Origin of the sequence: Bradyrhizobium sp. BTAi1 (assembly GCF_000015165.1) — a bacterium.
Lineage (GTDB): Bacteria > Pseudomonadota > Alphaproteobacteria > Rhizobiales > Xanthobacteraceae > Bradyrhizobium > Bradyrhizobium denitrificans.
The window spans coordinates 1,839,783-1,854,458 of the sequence record NC_009485.1; the positions used below are offsets into that span (position 1 = coordinate 1,839,783).

The 14,676-nt window shown below is 64.2% G+C and carries 17 protein-coding genes; 10 read left to right on the top strand and 7 right to left on the bottom strand.

The genetic code is table 11. The features are described from left to right. Positions 1–81: 81 nt before the first annotated feature. The 4 genes from BBTA_RS08215 to ychF all read left to right on the top strand — a co-directional run bounded on the left by BBTA_RS08215 (position 82) and on the right by ychF (position 3,080). Entirely contained in the window at positions 82–372 is a 291-nt protein-coding gene (locus BBTA_RS08215; RefSeq protein WP_012042004.1) for an accessory factor UbiK family protein, read from the top strand. A 194-nt stretch (positions 373–566) separates the two neighbouring features. Further along, positions 567–1,265, top strand: coding sequence for a 50S ribosomal protein L25/general stress protein Ctc (locus tag BBTA_RS08220; protein WP_083780625.1), 699 nt, complete (start codon positions 567–569; stop codon positions 1,263–1,265). 72 nt (positions 1,266–1,337) lie between these two features. Next, entirely contained in the window at positions 1,338–1,943 is a 606-nt protein-coding gene (gene pth, locus BBTA_RS08225) for an aminoacyl-tRNA hydrolase (protein ID WP_012042006.1), read from the top strand. A 39-nt stretch (positions 1,944–1,982) separates the two neighbouring features. Next, the gene (gene ychF / locus BBTA_RS08230; protein ID WP_012042007.1) at positions 1,983–3,080 is read left to right on the top strand and encodes a redox-regulated ATPase YchF; all 1,098 of its coding nucleotides are present in this window, start codon (positions 1,983–1,985) and stop codon (positions 3,078–3,080) included. A 15-nt stretch (positions 3,081–3,095) separates the two neighbouring features. Here ychF and BBTA_RS08235 read toward each other — a convergent pair whose 3' ends face one another. Continuing rightward, entirely contained in the window at positions 3,096–3,386 is a 291-nt protein-coding gene (locus tag BBTA_RS08235) for a DUF4282 domain-containing protein (RefSeq protein WP_041750474.1), read from the bottom strand. A gap of 222 nt (positions 3,387–3,608) precedes the next feature. Here BBTA_RS08235 and BBTA_RS08240 point away from each other — a divergent pair, with 222 nt between their 5' ends. The 3 genes from BBTA_RS08240 to BBTA_RS40675 all read left to right on the top strand — a co-directional run bounded on the left by BBTA_RS08240 (position 3,609) and on the right by BBTA_RS40675 (position 4,811). Continuing rightward, positions 3,609–4,070, top strand: a complete 462-nt coding sequence (locus BBTA_RS08240; protein ID WP_012042009.1) for a MaoC family dehydratase — start codon at positions 3,609–3,611, stop codon at positions 4,068–4,070. After that, positions 4,070–4,549: a MaoC family dehydratase gene (locus tag BBTA_RS08245; protein WP_012042010.1), complete on the top strand. Its 480-nt coding sequence runs from the start codon at positions 4,070–4,072 to the stop codon at positions 4,547–4,549. The genes BBTA_RS08240 and BBTA_RS08245 overlap by 1 nt, the downstream gene beginning before the upstream one ends. Positions 4,550–4,667: 118 nt before the next feature. Next, complete coding sequence (locus tag BBTA_RS40675; protein ID WP_041750475.1) at positions 4,668–4,811, top strand: hypothetical protein; 144 nt, start codon at positions 4,668–4,670, stop codon at positions 4,809–4,811. 312 nt (positions 4,812–5,123) lie between these two features. Here the strand turns inward: BBTA_RS40675 and BBTA_RS08255 are convergent, their stop codons facing one another. The 5 genes from BBTA_RS08255 to BBTA_RS08275 form a co-directional block, all read right to left on the bottom strand. Then, entirely contained in the window at positions 5,124–5,546 is a 423-nt protein-coding gene (locus tag BBTA_RS08255; protein ID WP_012042011.1) for a hypothetical protein, read from the bottom strand. A 150-nt stretch (positions 5,547–5,696) separates the two neighbouring features. Further along, the gene (locus tag BBTA_RS08260; RefSeq protein ID WP_012042012.1) at positions 5,697–6,626 is read right to left on the bottom strand and encodes a hypothetical protein; all 930 of its coding nucleotides are present in this window, start codon (positions 6,624–6,626) and stop codon (positions 5,697–5,699) included. 126 nt (positions 6,627–6,752) lie between these two features. Then, complete coding sequence (locus tag BBTA_RS08265) at positions 6,753–7,193, bottom strand: nuclear transport factor 2 family protein (protein WP_012042013.1); 441 nt, start codon at positions 7,191–7,193, stop codon at positions 6,753–6,755. Positions 7,194–7,380: 187 nt separating this feature from the next. Continuing rightward, entirely contained in the window at positions 7,381–7,656 is a 276-nt protein-coding gene (locus BBTA_RS08270) for a hypothetical protein (protein ID WP_012042014.1), read from the bottom strand. 120 nt (positions 7,657–7,776) lie between these two features. Then, positions 7,777–8,223 (bottom strand): nuclear transport factor 2 family protein, encoded by a 447-nt coding sequence (locus BBTA_RS08275; RefSeq protein ID WP_012042015.1) that lies wholly within the window; start codon positions 8,221–8,223, stop codon positions 7,777–7,779. Between the two features lie 270 nt (positions 8,224–8,493). Here BBTA_RS08275 and BBTA_RS08280 point away from each other — a divergent pair, with 270 nt between their 5' ends. From BBTA_RS08280 to BBTA_RS08290, 3 genes are all read left to right on the top strand, one after another. Next, on the top strand, positions 8,494–8,724 hold the full coding sequence (locus tag BBTA_RS08280) for a hypothetical protein (protein ID WP_041750476.1): 231 nt from the start codon (positions 8,494–8,496) through the stop codon (positions 8,722–8,724). Positions 8,725–8,930: 206 nt separating this feature from the next. Next, positions 8,931–9,257: a hypothetical protein gene (locus BBTA_RS08285; protein ID WP_012042017.1), complete on the top strand. Its 327-nt coding sequence runs from the start codon at positions 8,931–8,933 to the stop codon at positions 9,255–9,257. 1,328 nt (positions 9,258–10,585) lie between these two features. Further along, the gene (locus tag BBTA_RS08290) at positions 10,586–10,948 is read left to right on the top strand and encodes a hypothetical protein (RefSeq protein WP_148221419.1); all 363 of its coding nucleotides are present in this window, start codon (positions 10,586–10,588) and stop codon (positions 10,946–10,948) included. A gap of 39 nt (positions 10,949–10,987) precedes the next feature. Here BBTA_RS08290 and uvrB read toward each other — a convergent pair whose 3' ends face one another. Continuing rightward, positions 10,988–14,164: an excinuclease ABC subunit UvrB gene (gene uvrB / locus BBTA_RS08295; protein WP_012042019.1), complete on the bottom strand. Its 3,177-nt coding sequence runs from the start codon at positions 14,162–14,164 to the stop codon at positions 10,988–10,990. Positions 14,165–14,676: the final 512 nt, after the last annotated feature.

The window sequence follows — 14,676 nt, forward strand, 5'->3', positions numbered from 1 at the left end:
GGCCCATCTTGAAGGCGGCCGGACGGATCGCCATTCTGTCTTCCATCATCGTGCTCGTCGCGGGACGCGGAGTTTTTTAGCATGACCCAGACCAACAACCGGTTTTTCGATGAACTCGGCCGCCTGATGAACGATGCCGCCGGGGCCGCCCAGGGCATGAAGCGGGAAGTCGATTCCGTCATCCGCAACCAGGCGGAAAAGATCCTGAACGACCTGGACATCGTGAAGCGCGAGGAGTTCGAGGCCGTCAAGGACATGGCGCGGCTCGCCCGCGAGGAGAATGAGGCCTTGAAGGCGCGGATCGCCGCGCTGGAGGCCAAATTGGGCGGCGCCGCTGGCGGCCAGCCGGGCGGCGGCAGCGCGGATGGCTGACGCTGCGGCCGGGTCATCCCAGGCCGGGCCGGGAGGAAGGGGCAGGCGGCCCCTTCATTTCCTTGTCATTTCGGCGGTTTGCCGCTAGAACGCCGCCACGTCCGCGGCCCCCGCACCCCTGGAGGCTTGCCGAAGGACGTCCAGCAACGGGCCGCATTGCGGCCTTTAACTTTTTAAAACAAGGACTTAACACGATGGCGACCGTCAGAGAACTGAAGGCGACCGCCCGTCCGTCAGTCGGCAAGGGGGCCGCACGGGCAGAGCGTCGCGCCGGGAGAGTGCCCGGAGTGATTTATGGAGACAACCAGCCCCCGCTGCCGATCTCGGTCGAGGACCGCGAGCTGCGCCAGCGCATCCTGGCGGGCCGGTTTCTGACCACGATCTTCGACATCAGCCTCGACGGCAAGAAGCACCGGGTGATCCCGCGCGACTTCCATCTCGATCCGGTCAAGGACTTCCCGATCCACGTCGACTTCATGCGGCTCGGCCAGGGCGCGACCATCCGCGTCAGCGTGCCGCTGCATGTGGTGGGTTCGGAAGGCGCGCCGGGCGTGAAGCGCGGCGGCACCGTCAACATCGTGACCCACACGCTCGACCTCGAATGCCTGGCGGAGAATATTCCGCAGTTCATCGAGGCCGATGTCAGCGCGCTTGAGATCAACCATTCGCTGCACATCTCCGACGTCAAGCTGCCGACCGGCGTGAAGACGTTGTCGCGCGAGGACGCGACCCTCGTCACCATCGTGCCGCCGTCGGGCTATGGCGAGGAGCAGAAGGCCGCTGGTGCGGCGGCTGCTCCGGCCGCGGCTGCGCCTGCTGCCGCTGGCAAGGCTCCCGCCGCTGCCGCCAAGGCCCCGGCTGCCGCGGCCAAGGCACCCGAGAAGAAGAAGTAAGCCTGTGTGCTTCCGGCTGGCGCGGGCGATGCTCGCGCTGGCCGGGACACCGGCATGTCCGGATGCCGCGCCATGCTGATGTTTGTTGGTCTCGGCAATCCCGGCGCGAAATATGCGCGCAACCGGCACAATATCGGTTTCATGGCCGTGGATGAGATTTCGCGGCGTCACGGCTTTTCGCCCTGGCGCCGCAGGTTTCAGGGCGAGACCTCGGAAGGCACGCTCGATTCCGAGCGCGTCATCCTTCTGAAGCCCACGACCTATATGAACGAATCCGGCCGCGCGGTGCAGGAAGCGGCCGGTTTCTTCAAGCTCGGCGTCGGCGACGTCACCGTGTTTCAGGACGAGCTGGAATTGCCGCCCGGCAAGCTGCGCGTGAAGGTCGGCGGCGGCATCGCCGGACATAACGGGCTGCGCTCGATCTCGGCGCATCTCGGCAATGACTACCGCCGCGTCCGGCTTGGTATCGGTCATCCCGGCGTCAAGGAGCTGGTGCATGGCCACGTGCTGTCGGACTTCGCCAAGTCCGAGATGCCGTGGGTCGAGGCGCTTTGCCAGGCGGTGGCCGACAATGCGGGTTTGTTGACGGGCAAGCGCGACTCCACCTTCGCCAACAAGGTGCATTTGGCGCTGCAGGCCAAGGGTTTTCTGGACAAGGGCGACGCCGGCGCCGCGTGAGCGCCCAGGCTGTGGCCCTGAGAGGATGCGGGACGGATCATGGGATTCAAATGCGGAATTGTCGGGTTGCCCAATGTCGGCAAGTCGACTCTGTTCAACGCACTGACGGAAACGGCCGCGGCGCAGGCCGCGAACTATCCGTTCTGCACCATCGAGCCAAATGTCGGTGAAGTTGCCGTGCCCGATCCGCGGCTCGAGAAGCTCGCGGCGATCGCCAAATCGGGCCAGATCATTCCGACGCGGCTGACCTTCGTCGACATTGCGGGCCTGGTGCGTGGTGCGTCCAAGGGCGAGGGCCTCGGCAACCAGTTCCTGGCCAACATCCGCGAAGTGGACGCGATCGCGCATGTTGTGCGCTGCTTCGAGGATTCCGACATTACCCATGTCGAGGGCAAGATCGCGCCGCTCGCAGACATCGAGACCATCGAGACAGAGCTGATGCTGTCCGATCTCGACAGCCTCGAGAAGCGCGTCGACAACCTCGCCAAGAAGGCGAAGGGCGGCGACAAGGACGCCAAGGAGCAGCATGATCTCGTCACCCGCGCCCTGGGGCTGTTGCGTGACGGCAAGCCGGCGCGGCTGCTGGAGCGCAAGCCCGAGGAGGAGCGCGCCTTCGGCATGCTCGGACTGCTGACATCGAAGCCGGTGCTCTATGTCTGCAATGTCGAGGAAGGCTCGGCCAAGGACGGCAACAGCTTCTCGCAGGCGGTGTTCGCGCGGGCCAAGGAGGAGGGCGCGGTCGCCGTCGTCATCTCCGCCAAGATCGAATCCGAGATTGCAACGCTGTCGCGCGAGGAACGTGCCGACTTCCTCGAGACGCTGGGTCTTGAAGAGGCCGGGCTCGACCGGCTGATCCGCGCCGGCTATCAGCTGCTCGATCTGATCACTTATTTTACCGTCGGTCCGAAGGAGGCGCGTGCCTGGACCATTCACCGCGGCACCAAGGCGCCGGCGGCGGCCGGCGTCATTCACACCGATTTCGAGAAGGGCTTTATCCGCGCCGAGACGATCGCCTATGCCGACTACGTCGCGCTCGGCGGCGAGGCAGGGGCGCGCGAAGGTGGCAAGCTCCGTCTCGAGGGCAAGGAGTATGTCGTCGCCGACGGCGACGTGATGCACTTCCGCTTCAACAACTAGCGCCTTTTGGGGCGGCTACATCCGCCCCTGCTCGCGGATCGCGCCGAGGTGCTCGTTGATGCGGAAGACGATCAGGACGAACTCGGCAATGATGCGCGAGAACACCATGCCGACGATGATCCCGGCCAGCGACGACAACAGCATCAGGAAGCCGCCGAACGGGCTGATGGCCATCTCCGACAGCCCCGCGAAAATACCGCGGATTCCGGAGAGGATGATGAGAGCGATCACCAGCCAATAGAAGGTCTTGATGATCGTGGGCGTGATGAAGCGGTCCCACTGGAACAAATCGCGAAATTCCAACATCCTGATCCCCCAGCAAATTCCGAATCGCAGGCAAGTCCGTCTTTAAGTCGTGCTCGACTCTTCCGCCAGATGACGATCAGGCGCGGTCGACATCGTTCTCGGGATGGAGGGCCTCGTGGCGCTCTTGTGCGACCGCACCGGGCGTCAGCCATGCGAGCGGCCCGGTTGTGATTGCTGCAAAGTGCGGCCACAATCGGGCTTCTCCCAGCCAATCTTGTCCCCATGACCCTCACCTTCGAAGATTTTCCGCAAGGACATTTCGGCAGTTTCGGTCCGCGGTTTGTCTCCCGCGACGAGATCATCGCCTTCGCGTCGGAGTTCGATCCGCAACCGATGCACCTCGACGAGCAGGCCGCCCTGCAGTCGATGCTCAAGGGCCTCTCGGGCTCGGGCTGGCATCTCTGCTCTTTGATGATGCGGATGATGTTCGACGGCTTCATTGGCCGGACCGCCTCGCTCGGCTCGCCGGGGGTCAACGAGGTGCGCTGGCTGTCGCCGTTGCGGCCGGGCGATGAACTGATGCTCGATGTGGAGGTCGTAGAAGCACGGGTCTCGCAAAGCCGGCCGTCGACCGGCATCGTCACGTTCAAATGCAGCGTGAGCAACAAGTCTGGCGAGACGCTCTGCGAGATGGTGTCGCCGATCATCGTCGAGCGGCGTGATGGCAGTGGGAGGGCCGGCTGATGCGCTTCTTCGAGGACCTCCAGCTTGGACAGCGGCGCGAACTCGGAACCTACACGTTCACCGCGGAAGACATCAAACGTTTCGCTCGGCAATTCGATCCGCAACGTTTTCATCTCGACGAGTACGAGGGCCGAAATTCGCTGTTCGGCGGATTGGCCGCATCCGGTTGGCATGTCGGATCGGTCTGCATGAAACTGATTGTTGCCGACAATCAGCGGCTCGCAGATCTTGCACCCACGCGCGGCGAGCCGATCGTTCTCGGCGGCCCGTCGCCTGGCTTCAAGGATCTGCGCTGGTACAAGCCGGTGCTCGCCGGTGATACGATCACCTACTCCAGCGAAATCGCTTCGTTGCGTGCATCCGCCTCGCGTCCCCAGTGGGGGATTCTGCAAGTGCGCAACATCGGCATCAATCAACGCGATGAGTTGGTGTTCTCCGTGCTCGCGTCGGCCTTTGTGCCGCGGCGGAACAATGGTTGAGGCGAAAAGGTCACGCTTGGTGGGATTTGTCGGCCCGGAACGAAGTTCGCGCTAACGCATTCTGAACCCGGACTCTATAAGACAGCCATCCAGGGATCAGGATTTGGGGTGAGTAAGCATGGCAGATCGGAGCGGTCTGAAACTCCTTGGCTTTATCTTTGCCAGCGTGACGCTCGCGGTGATGCTTGCGACCGGGATGGTCGTGAAGGGCTATGCCGACGGTTCGTATTCGTTGGAGACGTCAGCCTCGATCGAGGAGTGATCGTTAAGACTTCGTTAAGGTCGCGCGCGCGGCGCATCGACCAAACGGCCCGGCGGTTGACGCGGACGACCCCGACCGCCACGGGATTGCCCCGATCCGATGACGCGGATCGCCTCGGTCTCAGCAACCACCACCCTTGGTGCGGTGGACGAGGTTGAACCTTCCTCGGCCTGTTGTCTTTATCAAGATCAGCCCTGACGACGCGCCCGGCGGACGACGGGGCGCGTCATTGCCGGCGACATCCCTTCGCTACGACGAAAACCGCCGCGCGAGGCCACGCGCGACGGTTCTCGATGAACTCTCAGGAAGGGCTCAGCTGTTGCGCAGGCCGTCGGCCGCGCGCTTCCACTGCGTCACATTCTCGGCGATGGCGCGGGTGGATTTCATCGCGGCCTGACTGAGCTGGGCGTAGCTCGCGATCTCGCGCTGAACGCGCTGGCCTTCAGCATGCAGCAGTTCGCGCAGGCTCTCGAGCTCCCCGATCAGGTTCTCGATCTCCGACAGCGAGGTCCCCGCGACGCGCTGGATCAGCGACGTGACGCTGTTGACCGCCGCATCCGCATCGATCGCAGGCTCAGCTGTGGCTGCTGCGGCTGTGGCATTCGGACGGCGCAGGTAAGCGATGTCGTTACGGACGAAATCACGAATGCCGGCCTCGACTTCGGACACTGCCGCCAGATCCGGATCCAGCTCGGTTTCAGTTCCCTCGATCTTGTCCGGACGGATAACATTCATCGGCTCATTCCTCATTTCGCGTTCAAGCGAGCGCGGTGTCCCCGCACGACGAAAACCTAAAACCTATCAGTGCGGCCAAATTGGGCCACATCGCGGCGAAGCTGCGGCAGCGGTTCGATCATTCGTGGCAAGTCGCCACAATTGTCAAGCTCACCAGCTCCGTTTGAAGCCGGCGGAGATACTTTTGCTGGTGCCGCCTTGCGCCGTCTCGCCGATCGAGCCCGATACGCTGAGGCCATCGGACAGCTTCTGCTCGGCGCCGATCTTGCGCAGCCATTTGTCGTCACTGGACGACAGCGTCTGCCCGGCGGTGACACTCGTACCAGTATCCTGGATGGATAGTTTCGCGGATTGTTCGGTATCGAAGCTGCGACTGGAGCGCGGCGCTGCGCCCGGAATCGGCACCATGCCCTGTTGCGTGACATTGTAGCCGTTCTGCAGAGTCAGATTGTAGTGATCAATCGGCACCGCCTTGGTGATGGTGGTGCCGATCCGGCTCTGGTCCGAGCTGGGATCGACGCGCGCCTCGATTGCTGTCTTGTCCCAGATGGAGCCGGCGCCCGGTGCGGTGACGGCGGCCCAGGCCGAGCCGCCGGATTGCGGAGCGTTGCCGCCGTTCTCGGCTTTCTCGGCCAGCAGTTCGGACATCGTTGTCGGTTGTCGCGCGACGGTCATGTCAGCGCCGACGCGCGCATCCCAGAACGGTGAGACCGATTGCTTGACTGACACGCCTGTTGCAGCGCCCTTGTTCTGGTTGGCCCAGTCAAGCGCGGCGGCCTTTTCTGCGGCGGCTTTTCGTTTCGCGGCTGCGGCTTCAGGCCGGTCGAGAAAGGTCGTCTCGTCGATCGCGAGTTGAGTCCAGTCGAGCTTGCTGACGTCGATATCCTGCATCGGATCGACGGCCGCTGCTTGATTGTCCGGTCCATCCTCGTCGCCGTCCTGAGGCGCGGGGGCGATTTGCTGCCACGGCGTGATTTGCAACTGTGGCGTTGCCTGCATCAATGTCTGCGCCTGGGCGGCGGCCGCAGTGAGCCCAAAGCTGGCTGTGATAACCGCCAGCGCGCGACCACACGATATCATGAGAGCAACCCCCGCCGCCCGAACCTGTCCGTCGGAATATGGTTGAATCTTGGCGCAAAATTATGACCGCACCAATCACGATGTGTTTGGTTGTATATCAAATTTATACAACTCTGCGACGGAAGGTCAGGCGAAGCTGCCGATCCGCGGCAGGTCGATCGGATGGCCCAAGGTCTGCTCGACCAGATCGAAGGTGTCGATCAGGATCCGCAGCCGCGCCAGCTTGCCGGCGCGAAACTGCAGGAATTGCGCGAGACGTGTTGTGATCGGCTTGTCCGAATGCTGTGTGGTCATCGCGCAGCGGACCATGGTGGCGGCGGTGCTGTCACCCAGCATCAGGGTCTCACGCTCCAGCTTCCGGATGCGCACATGGTCGGCGATCTGGCGGATGGCATCGAGCACGGCCTCTTTGCCGAGCCGCGCGCCGAGGAAGGGAAACATGTCGATCGGGCCGTAGATGGCCCAGTCGATGTCGTCGTCGATGAGTTCGGCGAGCGGGTCGAAATGGCGTTCGTTGATCGCGCGATGCAATGCGTGCGACAGACGCCAGAGGCTGTGCTCCGTCATCCTGATGGTGATCCTGATCTGGCTTGCAAGGCGGCGCACCAGTCTGCAGGCGACATCGTCGATGGAGTCGCGCCGGGCACCGAATCTCATTCCGCTGCACCAGATACGCGAAACAGCGACACACGCAAGGCTTGTTTTCGCATCGCACAAATGCGTGTCCGTGTTGCGATGGCAAGGCTTCCGGCATTCACGCCTCGTTAACGCCCTCGTGACCCATGCGCTGACGCGCAATGGTTGCCTCATGCTCGCGTAAGGCGGCCATGCCGAACAGGGTTGCCCCGCCGAGGCCGCCGATCAGTGCGCCGAGCGGCATGAAGGTGAAGACCACCAGCATGCCGGCGTAGCCTTCGAATTCGCTGCTATTGAACAGCTGGATCCAGCCCAGTCCGAGGCCGATGCCCACCGTGGCGCCGCCCACGACGCCCATGATCAGTCCCGCTATCGCGAGGAACGCGATTCTCATCTCAGCCATGCCCCATCAACCGCCCGCTGATGGGTTCGGGGCGCAGAGGCGAGGTTCAATGAGCGGAACCTGGTGCCAGTGACGTTTGCGTGATCGGCGGTGATCCGCGTCGCGCTGGCCTCAGGGGCGGGCGGTGCCTGCGATCAGCAGCCGGCCGAGATCGCATTCGAGCACCTGCTGCACCAGGTCGAATGTATCCATGATCTCGCGGATACGGCTGATGCGGCCGTCGCGCAGGGTGTAGAAGGCGGCGAGGTCGTATTGCACGATGCGGTCATTGTCGCGTTTGCGGAGGAAGATGCGCAGGTCGGCGGCAACCTGGTCGCCTTCGCAGATCATGGTCTTGATCTCGTGCCTGACATCGGCATAGCGGCTGCGCGTCATCTCCCACATCTGCCGCACCTCGGCCTTGCCGACGCGGCGGCCGAGATGGGGAAAGATGTCGATCGGCGCCGAGGCGAAATGCTCGATGTCCTCGCTGCAATGGGCCAGGACCGCGTCGAAATCGCCGGCGGCATGGGCCTCGAGCAGCTTGCGCACGCGCTGCTTGTTGATGTGCTCGATCATCCTGTCTCCATGACGGGAAAGCCCACGCTTGCACCGGACTTTCTGAAGAGGGGGGCGCGCGACCGTCAATCGGCTCTCGTCACGTCCGGCCGCGAAAAGCGCCGGCACGGTGAACAGAAGCTTGGCGACCCGCAGCAGGCGCGGTCCGTTCTCTCAAGGCGTAGGTCACCCGCGCGGCCAAAAGGTTCGCGCCCGCCGCGGCGTCATGGTCCCCCGCGGAACCGGGTTGCGCCCCCGTCGTTAGACCGCAAACATCTGCGGAGCTCGATCATGAAGACCATGCTTGCCATGTCCGTCGCGGCGCTGCCGCTGCTTTCCACCCAGGCTGCCGAGGCCAAGGGCTGCATCAAGGGCGCCATCGTCGGCAGCGTCGCCGGCCATTATGCCGGTCACCACGGCATGCTCGGTGCCGCCGCCGGCTGCCTCTATGGCCGGCATCGCGCCAAGGAGCAGGATCGTCAGCAACAGCAGACCCAGGTGAACGGCCAGGGGCGGATGTAGCTCGCGCCAGCCCGGGCGTGCGTTCATCCGGCGCCTCCCTTGAGCGTGAGTGACAATCGTCACGTTCGACGCAGCCCGTGTGGCTTATTCGATTGCGATCCGGTCCTCGCCCTGAGGACCTCCGCAACCGGATGTTCGTCATGCTTGCCGCTTCGTCTCCCAGTTCGTCTGCGCCGAAGGCGCCCACCCTCAATCTGTTGGAAGGAATGGCGCTGACTGCGTTGTTGCAGGCCATCCCGACCTATGCCGGTGCCGCGCTGATCCTCAAGGTCGCGCACAGCAGCGCCTTGCGACCGGGCATCATCGGCTTCGTGACGATCGCGACGGTCATCCACGTGCTGCTGACCGCGCTGCTGGGACCGCGCCATCCGCGCCTGTTCAAACAGGCCTATGCTGCGGAGTTTTTCGATGCCTCGCTCGGCCTCGCCGACAAGGTGCTGCGCTGGCGCACGCAGCCGAAGGTCTCGCTGCAGCTGTTGACGTCGACCGTGATGCTCTCGCTGCTGTCGATCGCCGCGCTCACGATGGGGTGAGTGGCCGCCCGCCGCTCTCGATCCTCCTCAACGTGTCAAACAGCCCGCTCTACGCAGCTTGCTCGCGAGCTGAGCGCAAAGCGTATCGCTACCTCCGCTGTATTCCCCCGCGAAAGCGAGGAATCGAATGCGCTGCGGCCATCGATGTCGCACAGCCGTTTCAGCGTACCGGATCGCCTCGTCAAGCCGGACGATGACAGCTCAGTTGTTGCGATCGGCCCGCCCCGCACGCCGTCATTGCGAGGAGCGCAGCGACGAAGCAATCCAGAGTCCAGCTCGCGACTCTCGATCGCTTCCGCCTTCGCTCTGCGAGCCGCCGCGGACAGGTCGCTTTGCTCGCAACGACGGCTGCGGCTTCTTTCATGAAGATCACCAGCTTTCCTCCGTCGCTAAACGTCCATCCGCAGCGCACGTCCGCGATCTCGCGGCGCGTTTTGCGTCCGAGCTTTGATTTCGTCTTCGCCCTCCAGACAGAAGGGGGCAGGGAAGGCCGGGCGCTGGCCGCGCCCGTGGCCCGCCTGCAGAAAAGAAAGCAGGCGGCAGTCACCACAGGTCTGGCCGAAAACGTCCGGCCCTCCCTGCGCGATGGCTTTACGACTTATACGCGATCTCCCTGGGGACCGGCTGTCTTGCCCCCATCACCCGCCGGCAGCGCTCACCGCAAACCTGCAGGCTTGACCTCAGCACCGGGAGGCCAGGACCACGCGACTTCACCGTGCGAGCCGGATCGTTCGTCGGCGCAACCATCAGTCACGCTGCGAGCCGACACGCCCACCGCATTCCGCTGCCGACGTCCGTGACGACCGCGATACGTCCCCTCCGACGCAACGGAACGGGATGGACCATAATGCTGATTTGGCGAAGCCGCCAAAGGATTTATTTTTATCCGAAGGGCTGGACGGCGTTTGCAACGGGCGGGCCGATTTGCCCGACGGGCGGGTCAAGCCCTCAGCCCCTCTCGGGGGGACAAAGGCACGCGGCCTTCGTTGGCGCTGCACAGATAGGCGGAGGGCCCGCGTGTCTCTGACAGGACAGGTGCTGATGATGCGGTGCAGAGGCCCTACTGGCCTGTTGCGCGGCGCCTGATCAGGTCGCCGAGATCGACGGCCGCCCTGTCGTTTCGGGGTGATTCCTGCTATACGGTCCTTGAATGAGTCGGTGGTAGTTTATCAAATTTTGTAATTCGTTTTGCATTGAAGTTCGTCTGTCTGTTTCGCCTCAACGGCGTCGTTCTGGTCACGGGCCCGGCAGCTGTTTCGAGTGGGTCATTGGGCTGCTTGTCCTCGCAGCGTCACTTCATCACCACCCAATCTGAAAGGGACAGTTCGTTGAAGACAATTCCATTGATCGTTTTGCTCTCGACACTGACGGCAACGGCGCTGCACGCCGAGGCACGCAATGACACACCGCAGGCCTTGGCCTGCATGAAGAAATACGGCTTCACTCCGGAGCAGTGGCGCGCCTATGCCGTACCGGCCGAAAAGGCCGAGCCATATCGATTGTGCCGGGACAGCGGCGGTCGCACAGACGCAGGCAAGGTCAAGGCCGCCTGTCTGGCGCAGGCGGGCGTCACCGCTCAGCAATGGAAGAACATGCAGGCCAGCGAGGCTCAGGGGGCGGCCTACAAGAGCTGTATGGCAGGCCACGGCATTGAAGTGACCGTGCGCCGCCGCAATGGAACGACGTTCTGATCAGCTGCTTGCTGTTCCGAGTGAGCCCTCAAGCTGCGTCTACCGCTTCTTCCACCCGCCGCGCTTTCCCGGAGCACCGCCGGTCGAGCGCGGGGCGGGGCCGAATTCGGGGCCGGACTCGCGGGAGTTGGTCGGCTGGATGATCTTGCTGCTGCCGCCGAAGGGCTTTGGCGGCAGCTTGGCATTGGGACGGTAGGGCAGGGATTCCGGGCCGTGCATCTCGTCGAGATGGGGCTTGTGGACTTTGGAGGCGCTGCGTGAGCCGCCGCTGAGGATATCGTCGAGCGATGGCGCGAGCGGGTCGCGGTTGCCGGACTTTCCGCTGCCACGGCCGCCGCGACTCGTGGGCCCCCCTCCCTGACCCTCCCCCACGAGGGGGGAGGGAACGGAGGGACCGCCGGTGCGGGACGAGGAGCTCCGGGCAGAGCCCCGTCCCTTCATCGCTGTGGTCGGCAAATTGGCGGCGTCGCCGTATTTCTTGGCGCCGGCATAGGCGCCGGCCTTGCCCTGCACGGTGCGCTGCTTGGCGGTGGGATCGTCGACGACGGCGAGCTCGGTGGCGCGCAGGCGCTTGACCTCGTCGCGCAGGCGGGCCGCCTCTTCGAAGTTGAGATCCGCGGCGGCTTCGCGCATGCGGGTTTCGAGATCGGCCAGCACGGTCTCGAAATTGTGCCCGATCGAGATCACGTCATCGGTGGTGGTGCCTCCGCCGGTCTCGACCAGCACGTGGTCGCGCTCATAGACCGAGTTGAGGATGTCGCCGATCGACTTCTTGACGCTCTCCGGCGTGATGCCGTGGGCCGTGTTGTACTCGACCTGCTTCTCGCGGCGACGGTTGGTCTCGGCGATGGCGCGCTCCATCGAGCCGGTCATCTGGTCGGCGTAGAGGATCACCTTGCCGTCGACGTTGCGGGCGGCGCGGCCGATGGTCTGGATCAGCGAGGTCTCGCTGCGCAGAAAACCTTCCTTGTCGGCGTCGAGGATGGCGACCAGCGCGCATTCGGGAATGTCGAGGCCCTCGCGCAGCAGGTTGATGCCGACCAGCGCATCGAACGCGCCGAGCCGCAGGTCCCGGATGATCTCGATGCGCTCGATCGTGTCGATGTCGCTGTGCATGTAGCGGACGCGGATGCCCTGCTCGTGCAGATATTCGGTGAGGTCCTCGGCCATGCGCTTGGTCAGCACCGTGATCAGCGAGCGATAGCCCTTCTGCGCGGTGGCGCGGACCTCGCCGAGCAGATCGTCGACCTGGGTGCGGGCGGGACGGATGTCGACCGGCGGGTCGATCAGTCCGGTCGGACGGATGACCTGCTCGACGAACACGCCGCCGGCCTCGTTCAGCTCCCAGCCGCCGGGCGTCGCGGAGACGGCCACCGTCTGCGGCCGCATCATGTCCCATTCCTCGAACCGCAACGGGCGGTTGTCCATGCAGGAGGGCAGGCGGAAGCCGTATTCAGCCAAGGTCGCCTTGCGGCGGAAGTCGCCGCGGAACATGCCGCCGATCTGCGGGATGGTGACGTGGCTCTCGTCGGCGAACACCAGCGCATTGTCGGGCACGTATTCGAACAGGGTCGGCGGCGGCTCGCCGGGGCGGCGGCCGGTCAGATAGCGCGAATAGTTCTCGATGCCGGCGCAACTTCCGGTCGCTTCCATCATCTCGATGTCGAAGGTGGTGCGCTGCTCCAGCCGCTGCGCCTCCAGCAGGCGGCCCTGGGCGTGCAACTGGTCGAGCCGGATCTTGAGCTCGTGCTTGATCGACTTGATCGCCTGCACCAGGGTCGGCCGCGGCGTGACATAGTGCGAATTCGCGTAGACCTTGATGAATTCGAGCTCGTCCTGCTTGTGGCCGGTGAGCGGATCGAACTCCTCGATATTCTCGACGGTGTCGCCGAACAGGTTCACCCGCCAAGCGCGGTCCTCGTAGTGCGCCGGGAAGATGTCGACGACGTCGCCGCGCACCCGAAAGGTGCCGCGAGTGAAATCGTGCTGGGTGCGCTTGTATTGCAGAGCGACCAGATCGGCGATCAGCTGGCGCTGGTCGATGCGCTCGCCCTTCTTCAGCGCAAAGGTCATCGCGGTGTAGGTCTCGACCGAGCCGATACCGTAGATGCAGGACACCGAGGCGACGATGATGACGTCGTCCCGCTCCAGCAGCGCACGCGTCGCGGCGTGGCGCATCCGGTCGATCTGCTCGTTGATCGAGGAGTCCTTCTCGATATAGGTGTCGGTGCGCGGGACGTAGGCCTCGGGCTGGTAATAGTCGTAATACGAGACGAAGTACTCGACCGCATTGTCCGGGAAGAAGCTCTTGAACTCGCCATAGAGCTGCGCAGCGAGCGTCTTGTTGGGGGCGAGAATGATCGCCGGGCGCTGTGTCGCCTCGATCACCTTGGCCATGGTGTAGGTCTTGCCCGAGCCGGTGACGCCGAGCAGCACTTGGGTGCGGTCGTTGCGATTGATGCCCTCGACCAGTTCCGCGATCGCCTGCGGCTGATCGCCCTTGGGCTCGTAGGCCGATTTGATCTCGAAGCGGACGCCGCCTTCCGACTTGTCCGGGCGTGGCGGCCGATGGGGCGTCCACAGTTTCAGCGAGCCGTCGTCCCTGCGGAACTCGGGGCGGCCCTCGCGGATCAGGGCCTCCAGCGCCTCGGCCGTGGCCTTGACCCCCAGCGCCTCCATCTTGTTGCGCGGCGGTCGCGCCAGCGCCTCCTCGTCATCCTCGGCGGTCGGCAGCCCGAGCTGCCGCGCCAGCTCGGGATCGAGCGTCGGGATGGTGGCGGCCGTGCCGTATGTCGCCTGCGGAGCTTCAGCGAGGCCGGTCAGCGCCTGGCTTTCATCCGTGGTGCTCGACCCGTCATCTCCCGGCGTCGCGGCGGCGCCGTCCGCAGCCGCGAGCGGACGAGCCCCAGCCGGCTGGGGATTGGGCCGCATCGGCATCGGATGGTCGGCTGCATCGCGGCCGGCGATATCGGCCCCCTTGCCTTTGGTCGACGCGCGGGCACGATGCGCGGCCGCCTCGCCGCCGCTGCGACGGTCCCACGAATTGTCGGGCGGCGGCTTCAATCCCGTTGAGGAACCGATGCCGCTCTCACCCCGATTGATGGCGGGGTTGAGCAGTTCGGCGAGCGCCGGCGCGATCGGCTGCACGTCCGGGCGGTGCGCTTTGGATTTCGGAGTTCGGCCAGGCTTCTTGGGAGTGTCGGAGGTCTTCGCCATGCGCCGAATATGGGACGGGAGGCGCCGACATGAAAGAGCGATTGCACGACAGCCAGCACCTTGCTGACAGCATGGTGGCAGCAGCACGGCTTGTGGACAAGTCGCCGGCGCAGGGCGCCCGGCGGTGCCGGATCATCCCCGGACGGAGTGGCGGCGCCGCAGGGCGCCGCCACGACGACGCTAATGACGGGTCGGAGGCTCGACGATGTCGAGATGGACGCCCTGGCAGGCGACGCATTGCAGCGCCCAATACTCGGAACCGCCGCGGCCATTGATGACGCTCAGAATGCTCAGTTCCCCATCGCAATCAGGGCATCGCGTTCGAACGGAGTAGGTCAGGTGTTTGAGGGCAGGCTCAGCCATGAATTGCAGTCCGCATTACCAATACGCTTGGCATTTCGAATGATGGGTATGAATGCTCGGATCGACGTGGCTTCGGTAAGCTCCTACTGTCGGAGATTGCTCCGTACCGCGCTATCCGTCTTTTCACGGGGTTTGGTCGATATCTTGGA

Coding starts and splice junctions, on each gene's coding strand:
- BBTA_RS08245 (WP_012042010.1), top strand. CDS start 4,070: ATGCGCTTCTTCGAGGACCTCCAGCTTGGACAGCGGCGCGAACTCGGA.
- BBTA_RS08265 (WP_012042013.1), bottom strand. CDS start 7,193: ATGACGGAGCACAGCCTCTGGCGTCTGTCGCACGCATTGCATCGCGCG.
- BBTA_RS08280 (WP_041750476.1), top strand. CDS start 8,494: ATGAAGACCATGCTTGCCATGTCCGTCGCGGCGCTGCCGCTGCTTTCC.
- BBTA_RS08260 (WP_012042012.1), bottom strand. CDS start 6,626: ATGATATCGTGTGGTCGCGCGCTGGCGGTTATCACAGCCAGCTTTGGG.
- BBTA_RS40675 (WP_041750475.1), top strand. CDS start 4,668: ATGGCAGATCGGAGCGGTCTGAAACTCCTTGGCTTTATCTTTGCCAGC.
- pth (WP_012042006.1), top strand. CDS start 1,338: ATGCTGATGTTTGTTGGTCTCGGCAATCCCGGCGCGAAATATGCGCGC.
- BBTA_RS08270 (WP_012042014.1), bottom strand. CDS start 7,656: ATGAGAATCGCGTTCCTCGCGATAGCGGGACTGATCATGGGCGTCGTG.
- BBTA_RS08235 (WP_041750474.1), bottom strand. CDS start 3,386: ATGTTGGAATTTCGCGATTTGTTCCAGTGGGACCGCTTCATCACGCCC.
- BBTA_RS08240 (WP_012042009.1), top strand. CDS start 3,609: ATGACCCTCACCTTCGAAGATTTTCCGCAAGGACATTTCGGCAGTTTC.
- BBTA_RS08215 (WP_012042004.1), top strand. CDS start 82: ATGACCCAGACCAACAACCGGTTTTTCGATGAACTCGGCCGCCTGATG.
- BBTA_RS08275 (WP_012042015.1), bottom strand. CDS start 8,223: ATGATCGAGCACATCAACAAGCAGCGCGTGCGCAAGCTGCTCGAGGCC.
- uvrB (WP_012042019.1), bottom strand. CDS start 14,164: ATGGCGAAGACCTCCGACACTCCCAAGAAGCCTGGCCGAACTCCGAAA.
- BBTA_RS08220 (WP_083780625.1), top strand. CDS start 567: ATGGCGACCGTCAGAGAACTGAAGGCGACCGCCCGTCCGTCAGTCGGC.
- BBTA_RS08255 (WP_012042011.1), bottom strand. CDS start 5,546: ATGAATGTTATCCGTCCGGACAAGATCGAGGGAACTGAAACCGAGCTG.
- ychF (WP_012042007.1), top strand. CDS start 1,983: ATGGGATTCAAATGCGGAATTGTCGGGTTGCCCAATGTCGGCAAGTCG.
- BBTA_RS08285 (WP_012042017.1), top strand. CDS start 8,931: ATGGCGCTGACTGCGTTGTTGCAGGCCATCCCGACCTATGCCGGTGCC.